The sequence below is a fragment of the Arthrobacter sp. CAN_C5 genome (assembly GCF_017875735.1).
GTDB lineage: Bacteria > Actinomycetota > Actinomycetes > Actinomycetales > Micrococcaceae > Arthrobacter_D.
In genome coordinates this window covers 2,465,649-2,480,613 of sequence record NZ_JAGGMZ010000001.1, presented here as the reverse complement: position 1 = coordinate 2,480,613, position 14,965 = coordinate 2,465,649, and the positions used below count along the sequence as shown (strand labels likewise).

Annotated in this window: 12 protein-coding genes; 10 read left to right on the top strand and 2 right to left on the bottom strand. The window is 64.3% G+C overall.

Annotation, left to right across the window (positions count from 1 at the left end; all coding sequences use genetic code 11):
* Positions 1–18 precede the first annotated feature (18 nt).
* Positions 19–1,125 carry an App1 family protein gene (locus tag H4V95_RS11690; protein WP_196866675.1) on the top strand — a complete coding sequence of 369 codons (1,107 nt, stop codon included), beginning with the start codon at positions 19–21 and terminating at the stop codon, positions 1,123–1,125.
* On the opposite strand, the gene H4V95_RS11685 is transcribed toward H4V95_RS11690, so the two are convergent.
* Complete coding sequence (locus tag H4V95_RS11685) at positions 1,091–2,209, bottom strand: aromatic acid exporter family protein (RefSeq protein ID WP_209730692.1); 1,119 nt, start codon at positions 2,207–2,209, stop codon at positions 1,091–1,093. The two genes, H4V95_RS11690 and H4V95_RS11685, sit on opposite strands and share 35 nt — an antisense overlap.
* Positions 2,210–2,570: 361 nt before the next feature.
* Here H4V95_RS11685 and H4V95_RS11680 point away from each other — a divergent pair, with 361 nt between their 5' ends.
* Entirely contained in the window at positions 2,571–3,488 is a 918-nt protein-coding gene (locus H4V95_RS11680; RefSeq protein WP_209730690.1) for a methylenetetrahydrofolate reductase, read from the top strand.
* 30 nt (positions 3,489–3,518) lie between these two features.
* Positions 3,519–5,834, top strand: coding sequence for a 5-methyltetrahydropteroyltriglutamate--homocysteine S-methyltransferase (gene metE, locus H4V95_RS11675; RefSeq protein WP_209730688.1), 2,316 nt, complete (start codon positions 3,519–3,521; stop codon positions 5,832–5,834).
* On the opposite strand, the gene H4V95_RS11670 is transcribed toward metE, so the two are convergent.
* Complete coding sequence (locus H4V95_RS11670; protein WP_196866679.1) at positions 5,831–6,754, bottom strand: LysR family transcriptional regulator; 924 nt, start codon at positions 6,752–6,754, stop codon at positions 5,831–5,833. The two genes, metE and H4V95_RS11670, sit on opposite strands and share 4 nt — an antisense overlap.
* Positions 6,755–6,954: 200 nt before the next feature.
* Here H4V95_RS11670 and H4V95_RS11665 point away from each other — a divergent pair, with 200 nt between their 5' ends.
* The 7 genes from H4V95_RS11665 (at position 6,955) to nrdE (ending at position 14,931) form a co-directional block, all read left to right on the top strand.
* On the top strand, positions 6,955–8,328 hold the full coding sequence (locus H4V95_RS11665) for an NAD(P)/FAD-dependent oxidoreductase (RefSeq protein ID WP_209730685.1): 1,374 nt from the start codon (positions 6,955–6,957) through the stop codon (positions 8,326–8,328).
* Complete coding sequence (locus H4V95_RS11660; protein WP_196866681.1) at positions 8,325–9,080, top strand: DUF1365 domain-containing protein; 756 nt, start codon at positions 8,325–8,327, stop codon at positions 9,078–9,080. The genes H4V95_RS11665 and H4V95_RS11660 overlap by 4 nt, the downstream gene beginning before the upstream one ends.
* Positions 9,077–10,354 (top strand): cyclopropane-fatty-acyl-phospholipid synthase family protein, encoded by a 1,278-nt coding sequence (locus H4V95_RS11655; RefSeq protein ID WP_196866682.1) that lies wholly within the window; start codon positions 9,077–9,079, stop codon positions 10,352–10,354. Before H4V95_RS11660 ends, H4V95_RS11655 begins: the two co-directional genes overlap by 4 nt.
* Positions 10,355–10,371: 17 nt before the next feature.
* Positions 10,372–11,646, top strand: a complete 1,275-nt coding sequence (locus H4V95_RS11650) for a cyclopropane-fatty-acyl-phospholipid synthase family protein (protein WP_245345676.1) — start codon at positions 10,372–10,374, stop codon at positions 11,644–11,646.
* Positions 11,647–12,009: 363 nt separating this feature from the next.
* On the top strand, positions 12,010–12,264 hold the full coding sequence (nrdH, locus tag H4V95_RS11645; RefSeq protein ID WP_196866683.1) for a glutaredoxin-like protein NrdH: 255 nt from the start codon (positions 12,010–12,012) through the stop codon (positions 12,262–12,264).
* A 25-nt stretch (positions 12,265–12,289) separates the two neighbouring features.
* Positions 12,290–12,763: a class Ib ribonucleoside-diphosphate reductase assembly flavoprotein NrdI gene (gene nrdI / locus H4V95_RS11640; RefSeq protein WP_196866684.1), complete on the top strand. Its 474-nt coding sequence runs from the start codon at positions 12,290–12,292 to the stop codon at positions 12,761–12,763.
* A 68-nt stretch (positions 12,764–12,831) separates the two neighbouring features.
* Positions 12,832–14,931 (top strand): class 1b ribonucleoside-diphosphate reductase subunit alpha, encoded by a 2,100-nt coding sequence (gene nrdE / locus H4V95_RS11635; RefSeq protein ID WP_209731358.1) that lies wholly within the window; start codon positions 12,832–12,834, stop codon positions 14,929–14,931.
* Positions 14,932–14,965 lie beyond the last annotated feature (34 nt).

Here is a 14,965-nt window from a genome sequence, read left to right as displayed (position 1 = left end):
ACGTGAAAGACTGGGAGCATGTCATCGAGCACCCCACCAGATCAGGCCGCGTCGGACAACGACGGCGTCGAAGAACGAACCCATCTTGGCCTCCGGATAGACGATGCCTGGCACTCGGTCCAGACAAATGTCGCTATCAAGCGTGGACACGTCGAAACGATCATCCCGTACACCGGTTATGGGACCGGCAGCTGGATACGGGTTCTGGCCCGCGTGGTCCTGGCTGATCCCGAGGAGATGGCGCCGATCAGCGGCGGTGAGGTGCTGAAGACCATCAAGGAAGGCATCCGTGGGTGGCGCAATTTCACCAGCGCACCCGTTCGCTATGCGTCGGTCACCGTCGAGGTGGACGGAGAGAGCCACCAGGTGACTGCCGACCGTGGCGGAATCGTCGACGCACGGATCGATGCCCAGCTCTCTCCGGGCTGGCACACCATCACACTACGCTCGGCCGACAACATCCTGGTCGAGTCGCCGGTGCGGATCATTGAATCCGGCATCGACTTTGGCGTGGTCTCCGACATCGACGACACCGTCATGGTCACTGCGCTGCCCCGGCCGTTCCTCGCCGCGTGGAACACGTTCGTCCTCGACGAGCACGCACGGGCTGCCACCCCGGGGATGGCCGTGCTGTTGGAACGCATCACGCAGGAGTCCCCCGGGGCACCGGTGCTGTATCTGTCCACCGGGGCGTGGAACGTCGCTCCCGCGCTCACCCGTTTCCTGTCGCGAAACCTGTATCCCGCCGGGCCGAAACTGCTGACCGATTGGGGCCCCACCCGGGATCGCTGGTTCCGCAGCGGCCCCGAGCACAAGCGCAGCTCGCTGAAACGGCTCGCCGCCGAGTTCCCCGACATCAAGTGGCTGCTCATCGGCGACAATGGCCAGCATGACGAGGAAATCTACGCCGACTTCGCTGAGCAGTACCCGCAGAATGTTCGGGCTGTGGCGATTCGCCAGCTGACCATGGGTGAGGCAGTGCTGGCCGGTGGCCGCTCGAACGCCAAGCCGTCCTCGCCCACCCCGAACATTCCGTGGATCTACGCACCGGACGGCGCCGGAATGTCATCCCAGCTGGCGGACCTTGGAATTATTGATCATTCGTTTCAGGAGCCGGCAGAGTAATTCCGTCCTGATCCTGCGGGCCGGCGTCGGCGCGGATGGTCAGGAGGATGCGTCGAAGGGCCATGCCCAGCGAAGCGGTCGCGTCAATCCGCTCGTCAGGGGACACATCCTTGAGGTGCTGCATCAGGTCCTCGACGGCGGTCTCGGCGTCGGTCAGGGACTCGGCCGTGGTGTCCCACTCTTCGACGGCGGTCCCGGTGAGCTTCACCGCGTAAGCGAGGGGCGGACCGAGCGGTTTGGGCAGGGGAGTGGATTCCGGGGTACGCCAGATGACGTCGGTGAGCAGTTCGGTCATGTCCTCGACGTAGAACGTAATACGCTCCATCGACTGCAGTGAGTGGAAATCGGCGGCCAGGTCCCGTTTGTGACGGTACTGGCGGATGTTCCCGTGCCGGCTGGAATCTGCCAGCTGCACTGCGGTGCGCACCTCCTTGCTAAAGGTGGTGAGCTTGTTTTGCCGATCGGCCCAGTCCTTGTGCTCCGGTGGCCATTGCTCTCGGAGGGCCTCGCCCATGTCCCGCAGCTGAAGTGCGAGTGCGGAGCGGAGACTGTCGAGTCCGGCAACCACCGCGTTCAGGTGCAGGGGCGGAATGATCAGCACATTCACGATCAGGCCGATTGTTACGCCCACCAGCATCTGCAACAGATACCCGAACGAATACCCGTCAGGATCGTCGCCGCCGAGCAGCAGGACAAACAGGGCAGCGACGGGGATCCAGTCCCGGCCCGCTCCGATGTGGGGAAGCCCGGCGGTAAGTACCCCGAGTCCCACGACCAACGCCACCGACACCACCGAACGATCGCCGAAATATATCACCGGGAAGGCCAGGGCAAACCCGATGGCGAGGCCCACCAGGGTCTGGAAGCCCTGTTTTGCCGAGCCCGCAATGGTCGGGTACATGCAGGCGACGGCGCCCAGGGGTGCGTAATACGGGTACTCGGAGGCGACGCCCGGCACCTGCAGGGCAACCAGCCAGGCAATGGAAGCGGCAAGGGCGGCCTTGAACGCCAGCAGCAGTCGCTTGTGGCGGATCAGTCCTCCCACCCGGGTCAGCAGGCGGGCGCCGGAAGGGTTGTTCAGCATGCTTGCTATTCTTCCAGCATTCCCTCTCCCACGGAATTCGCCGTCCCAATGTGTCCCCGGTTCTGATGTGCACGGGGTATGCCCAGGTCGATTCAGTGCCCAGATTGACGCGGTCGTCAGCGCTAGGTACTTGATGCGGCGGGGTCGACGGCGTAGCGTAGCCCCCAAGTTACTTCAGTAACGGGTCAGCGACTCTCCCACGGAGAGTGTGGGTGCCCCCATGTGGGTCTGACATTTGTTCGTAGGAGTTCCTCGTCAGCGCGGCCGCGCTACGCCGGGACTCGGATCTGCGTTCCTCCGGATTATTTCACCAGCCGAATGCCCTGATGGGTTGGCGGTGACCTAACGAAACAGGACACAAATGTCATTTCCTCTTCCGCCGCCGCCCACCTACCCAGCCCTGTCCTACGAATTGTTCCCGCCGCGCACCACCAGTGCCGAAGAAGGTCTGTGGCGGACCATCCGGGCGCTTGAAGATACCCGGCCAGACTTCGTATCAGTGACCTATGGTGCTTCCGGCTCCAACCGGGACACCGCCGTCGGGCTGCTGAAGCGTCTCCTGGACGAGACCACCCTGAAGCCGCTCGCCCACCTCACCTGCGTGGGGAACTCCCGGGACTATCTGGTCCAGCTCGTGTACGAACTGATCTCCCGCGGAGTGCGCGGTATCCTCGCCCTTCGCGGTGACCGGCCACTTGACCGGTCGCTGCCCGAGGGCGATCTGCAGCACGCCAGCGAACTGGTGGAATTGATCCGGCAAGCGGAACGGCAGCTCACGGCACATCTGTGCGCCGGCCGGGTCGCCGTCGGCGTTGCCGCCTACTCCACGAAGCACCCGGAATCACCGAGCACCGAACACGACATCGAAGTACTGCTGGCCAAACAGGCGGCAGGAGCCGACTTCGCCATCACCCAGGTCTATTTCGCACCGGAACAGTACAGCCAGCTCCTGCGCACGGCCCGCCGCGCCGGCGTGGACATTCCCATCATCCCGGGCGTCATCCCCTTCACGAGCGTCAGGCGGCTGGAGCGGCTCAGCGAACTCGCGGGACTGCAGATCGACGCCCGGTTGAAGGATCGGCTGGTCAGCGCCGGTGACGACGCCGAACGACGGCGCATCGGCGTCCGCGCCACCGTGGACCTGGCGCACGCTGCCCTGAACGACGGCGCCCCGGGCATCCATATCTACACCTTCAACGAACACGCGGCAGCGCTGGACGTCCTCGACCGGCTCGAGTTGAGCCGCCCGCCAGCGCCGGGCCTGATCCAGACCGCCTGACCCACCACTACTTCCGAAGGGTTAACCACCATGCACAGTGAATTCCCGGCCGCCACGATCGTCGGCTACCCCCGTATCGGCCCCCGGCGCGAACTGAAGAAGGCCGTTGAATCCTATTGGGCGTCCAGAATCTCGGCGGCGGAGCTGGAAGCCACCGCCCGCCAGCTCCGCGAGGACGGTTACGCGCGGCTGGCCGGCCTCGGGCTTTCGGAGACCGCGTCGGCCATCCCAGCGTCCTTCTCCCTGTATGACCAGGTGCTCGATACCGCCGTCACCTTCGGGGCGGTGCCGGCCCGGTTCCAGGACCTGTACGACGACGGCGGTTCGCTGGGACTCGACGCCTACTTCACCCTCGCCCGCGGCGACGCCGGGCGGCCGCCCCTGGAAATGACCAAGTGGTTCGATACCAACTATCACTACCTGGTCCCCGAGATCGGGCCGGACACCCGGTTCACGATTGCCAACGACTGGACGCTGCGCAACGTCGTAGAGGGAGCCGACCTGGGGATCACGCTGCGGCCCACCCTCATCGGCCCGGTCACTTTCCTGCTGCTCAGCAAGGCCGCGGCAGAGGCGCCTGACGGCTTCTCCCCGCTGACCCGGCTCGACGACCTGCTGCCGCTCTACGCCGACCTCCTCGGCCGGCTGGCTGCTGTGGGAACGCGCTGGGTGCAACTGGAGGAGCCGGCGCTGGTGGCGGACCAAGTGATCCCCGAACACGAGGTGGCGGCTGCCGTGGAGCGGGCCTACCAGTACCTCGCCGGGACGGCCGAACGGCCCTCACTGCTCGTCACCACTGCGTACGGCTCACTGGGATCGCTGCTGCCGGTCCTGGCCGCCACCGGCATTGACGCGCTGCACCTGGACCTCTTCAAGGGCGATCTGCCCTCAGCCCAGGACCTGGCCGTCCTGGGTAGCACCACCCTCGTGGCCGGGGTGGTCGACGGCCACAACATCTGGAAAGCCGACCTCGCGGCCGCGGCGGCCAAGCTGACCACCCTCGCTGATTCGGTCGACCGGCTTACGGTGGCGACCTCCACCTCGCTGCAACACGTCCCGCACGACGTCGACGACGAACCGGACCTGGCTCCCGACCTCCGGTCGTGGCTGGCCTTCGCGGACCAGAAGATCGCCGAGGTTCTCACCCTGTCCCGGCTGGTGGATGGGTCCCCGACCGGGTCGATCGACGGCGCCATCGCCGAGGCCACGGCGGTGCTGGCCTCCCGCGCGGCCGCCGTCGGCGTCAACCGGCACGAGGTGAGGGAGCGGCTCGGCGCACTCACGCCGTCGGACTTCACCCGCGGACCGTACCAGGAACGGGTCGCGGCGCAGGAGGAGGCCCTCCAGTTGCCCGTGCTTCCCACCACCACCATCGGATCGTTCCCACAGACCGTCGAGGTGCGGTCAGCGCGGGCCCGGTTCCACCGGGGAGACCTCACCACCGAGGAGTACACGGGCCTGATGCAGGAGGAGATTGCGCGGGTCATCGCACTGCAGGAGGACCTGGGGTTTGATGTCCTGGTGCACGGTGAGCCGGAACGCAACGACATGGTGCAGTACTTCGCCGAACACCTGGACGGCTTCGACGTCACGGTGAACGGATGGGTGCAGTCCTACGGGTCGAGATGTACCCGGCCGTCAATCCTGTGGGGCGATGTCAGCCGACCCGAACCGATCACCGTGCGGTGGGCCGAATACGCCCAGTCCCTGACCAGCAAGCCCGTGAAGGGGATGCTGACCGGTCCGGTCACCATCCTGGCCTGGTCCTTTGTCCGGGATGACCTGCCGCTGGGCGAGACGGCAAGCCAGGTGGCCCTCGCGCTCCGCGACGAGGTGAGCGATCTGCAGCGTGCCGGTATCCGGGTGATCCAGGTCGACGAACCGGCGCTCCGCGAGCTGCTGCCCCTCCGGGCGGCACAGCGGCCGCACTACCTGGCGTGGTCGGTCAACTCCTTCCGGCTGGCAACCTCCGGGGCGGCGCCGTCCACGCAGGTCCACACCCATCTCTGCTATTCCGAGTTCGGCGCCATCATCGAGGCGATCGACGGCCTCGATGCGGACGTCACCTCGATCGAGGCCGCCCGGTCGCGGATGGAAGTGGTCCACGACCTGCAGTCCCACGGTTTCGCGCGGGGGGTGGGGCCGGGGGTGTATGACATTCATTCGCCACGGGTCCCGGACGAGGATGAGGTTGCGGACCTCCTGGGGAAAGCGGTCCGGCACGTGCCAGCCCGGCAGCTCTGGGTGAATCCCGACTGCGGCCTGAAGACCAGGGGGTACACGGAAACCACCGAGTCATTGGGTAACCTGGTCAACGCCGCCGTTCGGGTGAGGCTGACACTCTAGCTGCGGACCGGCTCGATGCTCTGTGCCTTCAGGATGGCAGCGAGCTGGTCCATGAAGAGCCCCACCCTGGTGGTCTGCCGGTCACCGATCTGCAGGGCGAAGATACTGCGGGCCAGGCGGATCTCGGGGACATCCAGCGCCACCACGCCGGATGGGCCGTGGGTCATGGCGAGGTCGGGGACCAGCGCGGCGCCGAGCCCGGCGTCGGCCATCGCCAGACTGGCGTTGAAATCGTCGCAGTACGCCACCACCCGCGGGTGCAGGTTGCAGCTGGCGAACAGCCGTTCGATCACCGTGGCATCGGCAGTCCCGGGGTGGTGCATGATCCATGGCATGTCGGAAAGCTGGTCGGCGCTGACCGCTGCCCCGGGCTGGATGCCCCATGCAGCCGGGAGCACCACCCGGAAATTGTCATCCCCGATCCACTGGCGACTGACCGACGACGGCCAGGCGAGCCCACCCTGGCCCACCTGGAACACCAGGGCCAGGTCGAGTTCGCCGCCGGCCCGCAACCCCTGGATGGTCTGACCCGGTTCCGCGACGTACACCTTCAGGCTGATCCCCAACCGACGCCATTCAGGGGTGCCGAGCAGTCGCGGTAGTGCATAGGTGGCCAGACTCGGGAAAATCCCCAACCGTAGCTCCTGCGTGGGCTCTGCCTCGGCCCGCGCCGTCGAGGCCAGGAGGGCGTCGATGTCGGTGAGCACCTTCGCCGCATGACGTGACATGACCACTGCCGCCTCCGTCGGAATCGCGCTGCGCGCGGACCGCTCAAACAGGGTGGCCCCGGTGTCCCGCTCCAGAGCCGACATCTGCTGTGACACCGCCGACGCCGTATACCCGAGGCGGGACGCTGCAGCCGTGAACGAGCCCAGCCGGATGACCTCCAGAAGTGTGCGCAAATGCACGGGGTTGACCACTGGCACTCCTTTCCGCAGCGGAGGGCCATTCGCGATCCTCGGCCCTGGCTGGGGCACCAATCCGGGAATGAACCGTCTCCGAACAATAACCAAACTATATTTACAACAGGCGTTTTCCTTTTGGGAGGCCTGTGGTGAGGTGCCGGACGGTCGGATCGACCGGCTGGACGCCTTACGCAAACCTACGCGGAGGAGCGCAGATGACTGAGCAACAGCATGGCACGCCGGACCTTGACACGCCCGACGCCGGCTCCAGCGAGCCGGGCGTCCGCCGCCGGGTCGCCGTCGTCGGCAGCGGCGTGGCGGGGCTGACCGCCGCCTATGTGCTGAGCCGTCACCACTCGGTCACCCTCTACGAGGCCGACCGCCGCGCCGGTGGCCATGCCCATACCCACCAGATGCCGATGGCCGACGGTACTACGTCAGGTGTCGACACCGGGTTCATTGTCCACAACGACCGTACCTACCCGACGCTGTTACGGCTCTTTGACGAACTGGGCGTTCCCACCCAGGACTCCGACATGACCATGTCGGTCCGGTGCGATGGTTGCGGGCTCGAGTACGCCGGGGCCAAGGGCAGGCGCGGGGTATTCGGTCAGCTGGGAGTGTTGCGCCGCGGCAGGTACCTCAAAATGTTGCTCGAGGTTCTCCGTTTCCAGCGCAACGCCCGTGCACTCCTGGAGGCTACCGGCGCAGACGATGGAATGACCCTCGGTGAGTTCCTCGCCCGGGGACGGTTCAGCCAGTACTTCACCTCCCACTTCATGACCCCCGTAGTGTCCGCGGTGTGGTCCTGCGACCCGTCGACGGCGCTCGCCTATCCGGCGCGGTACCTGTTTTCCTTCATGTCGCACCACGGAATGCTCACCATCAAGGGGTCGCCGCAGTGGCGCACCGTGACGGGCGGGTCGGGAGAGTACGTGAGCCGGGTCCTCGATCACATCGAGGACGTGCGGCTCGGATCGCCCGTCGCCGGGGTGCGAAAGGCAGGGGACGGCGTCGTCGTCACCTCCAACGGCGAGACCGAAACCTATGATGCGGCTGTGATCGCGACTCACCCGCACCAGGCGCTCGCCATGCTGGGGGAGGCCGGCCCGCTCGAGAGGCAGGTGCTGGGCGATCTGCCGTACTCGACAAACCACACGCTCTTCCACACCGACGAATCGGTACTGCCGCGGACCGACGCCGTCCGGTCCTCGTGGAACTACCGGCTGCCGTCCTGCGAGGCGAGCCCCGACCGGGTCCTGGTCACCTACGACCTGACACGGCTGCAGCGGCTGGAGGGGCGCACCGCGCACCGGTTCCTCGTCAGTCTTGGTGAGCGCGACGAGATTGCCCCGGAGTCGGTACTGGAATCAATGACCTACGAGCACCCGCAGTACACGCCGTCGTCGCTCGCCGCGCAACGCCGCCTGGCCGATCTCAGCGACGAGCGGATCGCCTTCGCCGGCGCCTATCACGGGTGGGGTTTCCATGAGGACGGGGCCCTCTCCGGGCTCCGGGCGGCTGAACGTCTCGGCGGTTCCTGGGACGCCGAACCGCTCGAGGTTGCAGTGGTGGACGTTCCGTCATGAGCCCTGCTTCCTACCCCGCGGACCCAAGCCCGTCCGCCCTGTACCCGACGACGATCCGGCATGTGCGCCGGTCGCCGCTACACAATGAGTTCACCTACCGCAGCTACAGCTGGTTCGTGAACCTGGATGACCTCCCACAGCTCCCAAGGTGGCTGCGGCCGTTCGCGGTGTTCTCCGCCGCCGACCATCTGGGGGACCCGGAGCGCTCGATCCGGTCCAACGTCGCCACCTATCTGGCGACCCAGGGTATCGACGACGACGGCGGAACCGTCACCATGCTGACCAGCGGCCGGGTGCTCGGGCACGTGTTCAACCCCCTGAGCCTGTTCTGGTGCCACCGCACCGACGGGACACTGGCCGCGGTGATCGCCGAGGTGCACAACACCTACGGGGAGCGGCACTGCTACCTGCTGGATCCGGACCTGGTGGGCCGCGCTGTCACCGAGAAGGCGTTCTATGTGTCGCCGTTTAACGACGTCTCGGGCAGTTACGAGATGCGTGTCCCGGAACCGGCTGAACGGCTCACCATCGCAATTACCCTGCACCGGGATGGTCAATCCCCCTTTATCGCAACGATGGCGGGCCACCGCCTGCCAGCCACGACCGGCAACGTTGTCCGCATGATCACCGCCATCCCGGTTGCACCCCTGCGCGCGGCTGCGCAGATCAGGTGGCAGGGAGTTAAACTCTGGATGCGCCGGTTGCCCGTCCGCACCAGGCCACACCATGATTCGCAGGAGGCAGTTCGATGAGTACCCTTGTTCGTTCCGAGGAAGACGTAGATCCTCAGTACTGGCCCGGTATCGCCCTTGTTCCGTCGGGCCCCCGGAACAAGGTTGCCGCGGCGCTCGCTGAGAAGATCTTCACCGCAGCCGTGAACCGGTTGCAGTTGCGGGTCCTGTACGACGACGGGACGGTCCTGGGTGCACCCGGCGGGGGACCCCGCCCCGAGATGCGGATCCACCGCCCAGCTGATTTCTTCGCGCGGCTGGGCGACAACGGGCTGATCGGGCTGGGCGAGGCCTACATGGCGCAGGACTGGACGGCGTCGGACCTCACCGAAGTGATGCAGGTGTTCGCGGCGCAGGCCGCCCATCTGGTGCCGGTCCCGCTGCAGAAGCTGCGCGGGCTGTACCTGCCCAAACCGCCCCGCAAGGAGCGCAACACCAAGGTCAATACCCGGTCCAACATCTCCCGGCACTACGACCTGTCCAACGACCTGTTCAACCTGTTCCTGGACGACACCATGTCCTACTCCAGCGCCCTGTTCGACGCCAATGGGCCACAACTGCTGGATGCGCGGTGGGACGACCTTCCGGAAGCCCAGCAGCGCAAGGTTGACCGGCTGCTGGACCAGGCCGACGTCGGCGAGGGAACCAGGGTGCTGGAGATCGGCACGGGCTGGGGCGAGCTGGCCATCCGTGCCGCCCGCCGCGGGGCCACAGTGGTCTCGGTGACCCTGTCGAGCGAGCAGAAGGAACTGGCTGAGCAGCGCGTTGCAGAGGCAGGGTTGTCCCACCTGGTCACCATCGAGCTGAAGGATTACCGCGCCGTCGAGGGCCAGTACGACGCGATTGTGTCGGTGGAAATGATCGAGGCGGTGGGCTACGAGTACTGGGGCGTGTACTTCCAGACCATCGACCGGCTGCTCGCTCCTGACGGCCGGGTAGCCATTCAGGCGATCACCATGCCGCACGAGCGAATGATGGTGACCCGCCGGTCGTACACCTGGATCCACAAGTACATTTTCCCGGGCGGCTTCATCCCCTCGGTCCGGGCGATCGAGGACATCACCGACCGCTATACGAGCCTGAGGGTGCGTGAGCGGCTTTCAATGGGCGACCACTACGCGCAAACCCTCAGGCTGTGGGAGGAACGTTTCCTTGCGCACGCCGACGACGTCGCGGCCCTCGGCTTCGACGACGTCTTCCAGCGGATGTGGCGCTTCTACCTGTGCTACTCGCGGGCCGGCTTCCAGTCCGGCTACCTCGACGTGCAACAGCTCATCTTCGACCGCCGGCCGTAACCATCAGGAGCATTCCCTTGACTCAGTCCGAAACCACACGACACACCGCCAGCATCGATCAGGACATCGCCGGCAGGATCGCGCGGATCCTCGACCCGATAGTGGGCGGCGAACTGCCGGTGCATCTCCGCGCCTGGGACGGCAGCACGGCCGGACCAATTGGTCAGCCCGAAGTCCAGATCAACAGCGCCAATGCGTTGCGCCGGCTGTTGTGGAGCCCGGGGGAGTTGGGTGCCGCGCAGGCGTATGTGACCGGGGAGGTCGATGTGCCCGGGTCGCTTGACGACGCCCTCACCCATCTCTGGAATGTGGTGGCGTCACGGGATCTCACCATGCCGAAGCTGACCCCGTCGCTGGTGCTGCAGCTGACGAAGCTGGCCCGCGAACTGGGAGTCTTCGGACCTCCGCTGCCGGCGCCGGCGTCGCAGGCGAAGATCAAGGGCAGGCTGCACAGCCTGCTGCGCGACCGGGAGGCCATCAGCCACCACTACGATCTGTCCAACAGTTTCTACGAGCTGATCCTCGACGACCACATGGCCTACTCCTGCGGCTACTGGCTGTCCGACGATCCTGACTACACGCTCGAGGATGCCCAGCGGGACAAGCTGGATCAGGTCTGCCGCAAAATCGGTCTCGACACGATGCCCGGGCAGCGCTTCCTCGACGTCGGCTGCGGCTGGGGCTCGCTGAGCCTGTTCGCTGCCGAACATTTTGGGGCGAAGGTCACCGGGGTCACCATCTCCAAAGAGCAGAAGGCGTTTATCGATCAGCGGATTGCCGAGCGCGGGCTGCAGGACCGGGTGGAAATCCGGCTCCAGGACTACCGCGAGGTCAGCGACGGACCCTACGACGCGGTGGCGTCCCTCGAAATGGGGGAACACGTCGGCGAGGAGAACTACGGAACCTACACCTCAACGCTGTTCCGCAATGTGCGGCCCGGCGGTAAGGTGCTGATCCAGCAAATGTCACGGCACGGCAAGAACCCTGGTGGTGGCCCGTTCATCGAGTCCTTCATTGCGCCCGACATGCACATGCGGTCGGTGGGGGACACTATCAACCTGATCGAGAACGCCGGGTTCGAGATCCGCGGCGTTGAAGCCATGCGGGAGCACTATGTCCACACCATCGATGCCTGGCACGACCGGTTCGAGGCGAACTGGGATCAGGCAGTCGAAATGATGGGCGAGGAAGTTGCCCGTGTCTGGCGGCTCTACCTGGTGGGTGCGTCGATGACCTTCCGCGACGGTCGCATGGGTGTGGACCAGATCCTGTCGCAGAAGCCACTGGGGTAGTTAACTTCCGGCGCATAGACGACACGCCGACAAACCACGACACAGAAGTATTTTGCCTGTGCGCAAGTACTCCACAGGGGTGTGGATGACGGCCATGGATCAGCGGGTTTCCGCGCATTTCGGAGAGCTCCGATTGTGGATTATCTGTGGACGAACCAGCCGATGAATGACATACTTGTAATACATCATCTTGGGGTCGCACCCAGAGGTTTGCACTAGATGTAGTATTTAGATATCGAACCGCTGGCATGGCGGGCACAAGCGACACACCCCGGAGAACCTCCGGAAAGTCCCTCGTTCACAGCCCGCCAGTTCCTGAATACGCGTCGATGACAAGCCAAGAATTACAAGGGGAGAGGGACTATGACCGTCACGGTTTATACCAAGCCAGCATGCGTACAGTGCAACGCCACGTACCGGGCCTTGGACAAGAAGGGCATCACCTACCAGAGCGTGGATATCTCGCAGGATCCAGCAGCTCTGGAGCGTGTCCGCGCACTGGGCTACATGCAGGCTCCGGTAGTCATCACCGAGCAGGATCACTGGTCGGGTTTCCGCCCGGACAAGATCAACGAACTGGCTGAGCTTGGCCACGCCTCGGTCAGCTCGGTCGCCTGATTCGACAGGATGCGGGTCCTTCATCATGACCCTCACAGCAGTGCACACGTCACCCACCGCAGCGGCTCACAGTGAGCCGGGCGGGGTGACCGATGCCCGGCTCATCTACTTCTCCTCGTCCTCGGATAACACGCACCGGTTCGTCCAGAAACTTGATGAGGCCACGGGGACAGCGTCGGCGCGGATGCCGCTGCTGACCCGGGAACCAACACTTAGAGCACAGCAGCCGTTTGTCCTGGTCCTGCCGACGTATGGCGGGATTTCCGGACGGGGCGCCGTACCCAAGCAGGTAATCAAGTTCCTCAACGACGAGGGAAATCGATCCTTGATCCGCGGCGTGATTGGCGCAGGAAACACCAACTTCGGGGAAACCTACTGCCTGGCGGCGGACATTATTGCGGCCAAGTGCGGGATCCCCGTTCTGTACAGATTTGAATTAATGGGAACGTCCGAGGACGTTGACCGAGTAGCCCAAGGATTGGAAGCGTTTTGGATATGACTGTTGCAGAGACAGAGACAAAGGGAGCAGGCGGCGCCCCCGCACCTGCGCTAGAGCGTTTTCATGGCATGGGCTATCACGAGCTTAACGCCATGTTGAACCTGTACGGCCCCAACGGAGATATCCAGTTCGAGGCCGACCGCGAGGCTGCACACCAGTACTTCCTGCAGCACGTCAACAACAACACCGTGTTCTTCCATGACCTCGAGGAGAAGCTCGACTACCTCGTGAAGAACGAGTACTACGAGCGGGAAACCCTCGATCAGTACTCAATGAACTTCATCCGCGACCTTTACAAGCGCGCCTACAACAAGAAGTTCCGGTTCGAGACCTTCCTCGGAGCCTTCAAGTTCTACACCTCGTACACGCTGAAGACGTTCGACGGCAAGCGTTTCCTGGAGCGCTATGAGGATCGCGTCTGCATGGTGGCGCTCCACCTGGCCCGCGGCGACCAGCAGTTGGCACTCCAGATGGTCGACGAGATCATCGAGGGACGCTTCCAGCCGGCCACCCCCACTTTCCTCAATGCCGGCAAGCGCCAGCGTGGCGAACTGGTTTCCTGCTTCCTGCTCCGCATCGAAGACAACATGGAGTCGATTGGCCGGTCCATCAACTCTGCGCTGCAGCTCTCCAAGCGTGGTGGCGGTGTGGCGTTCGCGCTGACCAACATCCGCGAGGTCGGTGCGCCGATCAAGCAGATCGAGAACCAGTCCTCCGGCGTCATCCCCGTGATGAAGCTTCTTGAGGACAGCTTCTCCTACGCGAACCAGCTCGGTGCCCGCCAGGGTGCCGGTGCCGTGTACCTGCATGCTCACCACCCGGACATCTACCGCTTCCTCGACACCAAGCGGGAGAACGCAGACGAAAAGATCCGGATCAAGACCCTCTCGCTCGGCGTCGTCATCCCTGACATCACCTTCGAGCTGGCCAAGAAGGATGAGGACATGTACCTGTTCTCGCCCTACGACGTCGAAAAGGTCTACGGGATGCCGTTCTCCGACGTCTCGGTCACCGAGAAGTACTACGAAATGGTTGACGACGCCCGGATCAAGAAGACCAAGATCAAGGCTCGCGACTTTTTCCAGACCCTGGCGGAAATCCAGTTCGAGTCCGGCTACCCGTACATCATGTTCGAGGACACGGTGAACCGGGCCAACCCGATCGACGGCAAGATCATCATGAGTAACCTGTGCTCCGAGATCCTTCAGGTTTCGCAGCCCACCACGTACCACGATGACCTGTCCTACGACGAGACCGGCAAGGACATCTCCTGCAACCTGGGTTCGCTGAACATCGCGAAGACCATGGATTCGCCGGACTTCGGTCTGACCATCGAAACGGCCATCCGGTCGCTGTCGGCTGTGTCCGACATGTCCAACATCACCTCAGTGCCGTCGATCGCCCGTGGTAACGACCAGAGCCACGCGATCGGCCTGGGCCAGATGAACCTGCACGGTTACCTGGCTCGGGAGCGGGTCCACTACGGCTCCGAAGAGGGTCTGGACTTCACGAACATCTACTTCTACTCAGTGGTTTACCACGCGGTGCGGGCGTCCAACCTGCTGGCCATCCAGACGGGCACCACGTTTGGTGGCTTCGAAAAGTCGAAGTACGCCACCGGCGAGTTCTTCGACAAGTACACCGACCAGGCCTGGGTTCCCCAGACCGAGAAGGTCGCTGAGCTGTTCAAGAACATCCACATTCCTACCCAGGAAGACTGGAGCGCACTGAAGGCTTCGGTCGTGGAGCACGGCATTTACAACCAGAACCTGCAGGCTGTGCCGCCGACCGGTTCGATCAGCTACATCAACAACTCCACCTCGTCGATCCACCCTGTGGCCTCGAAGATCGAGATCCGGAAGGAAGGCAAGCTGGGCCGCGTGTACTACCCGGCTCCTTACCTGACGAACGACAACCTCGAGTACTACGAGGATGCATACGAGCTGGGTTTCGAAAAGATCATCGACACCTATGCTGCCGCCACGCAGCACGTGGATCAGGGTCTGTCGTTGACGTTGTTCTTCAAGGACACCGCCACCACTCGTGACATCAACAAGGCGCAGATCTACGCCTGGCGCAAGGGCATCAAGACCATCTACTACATCCGTCTCCGCCAGCTTGCGCTGGAAGGGACCGAGGTAGACGGTTGCGTTAGCTGCATGCTGTAACCAGCTGCTTCCGAACAGCAGTACGACGGCGGGT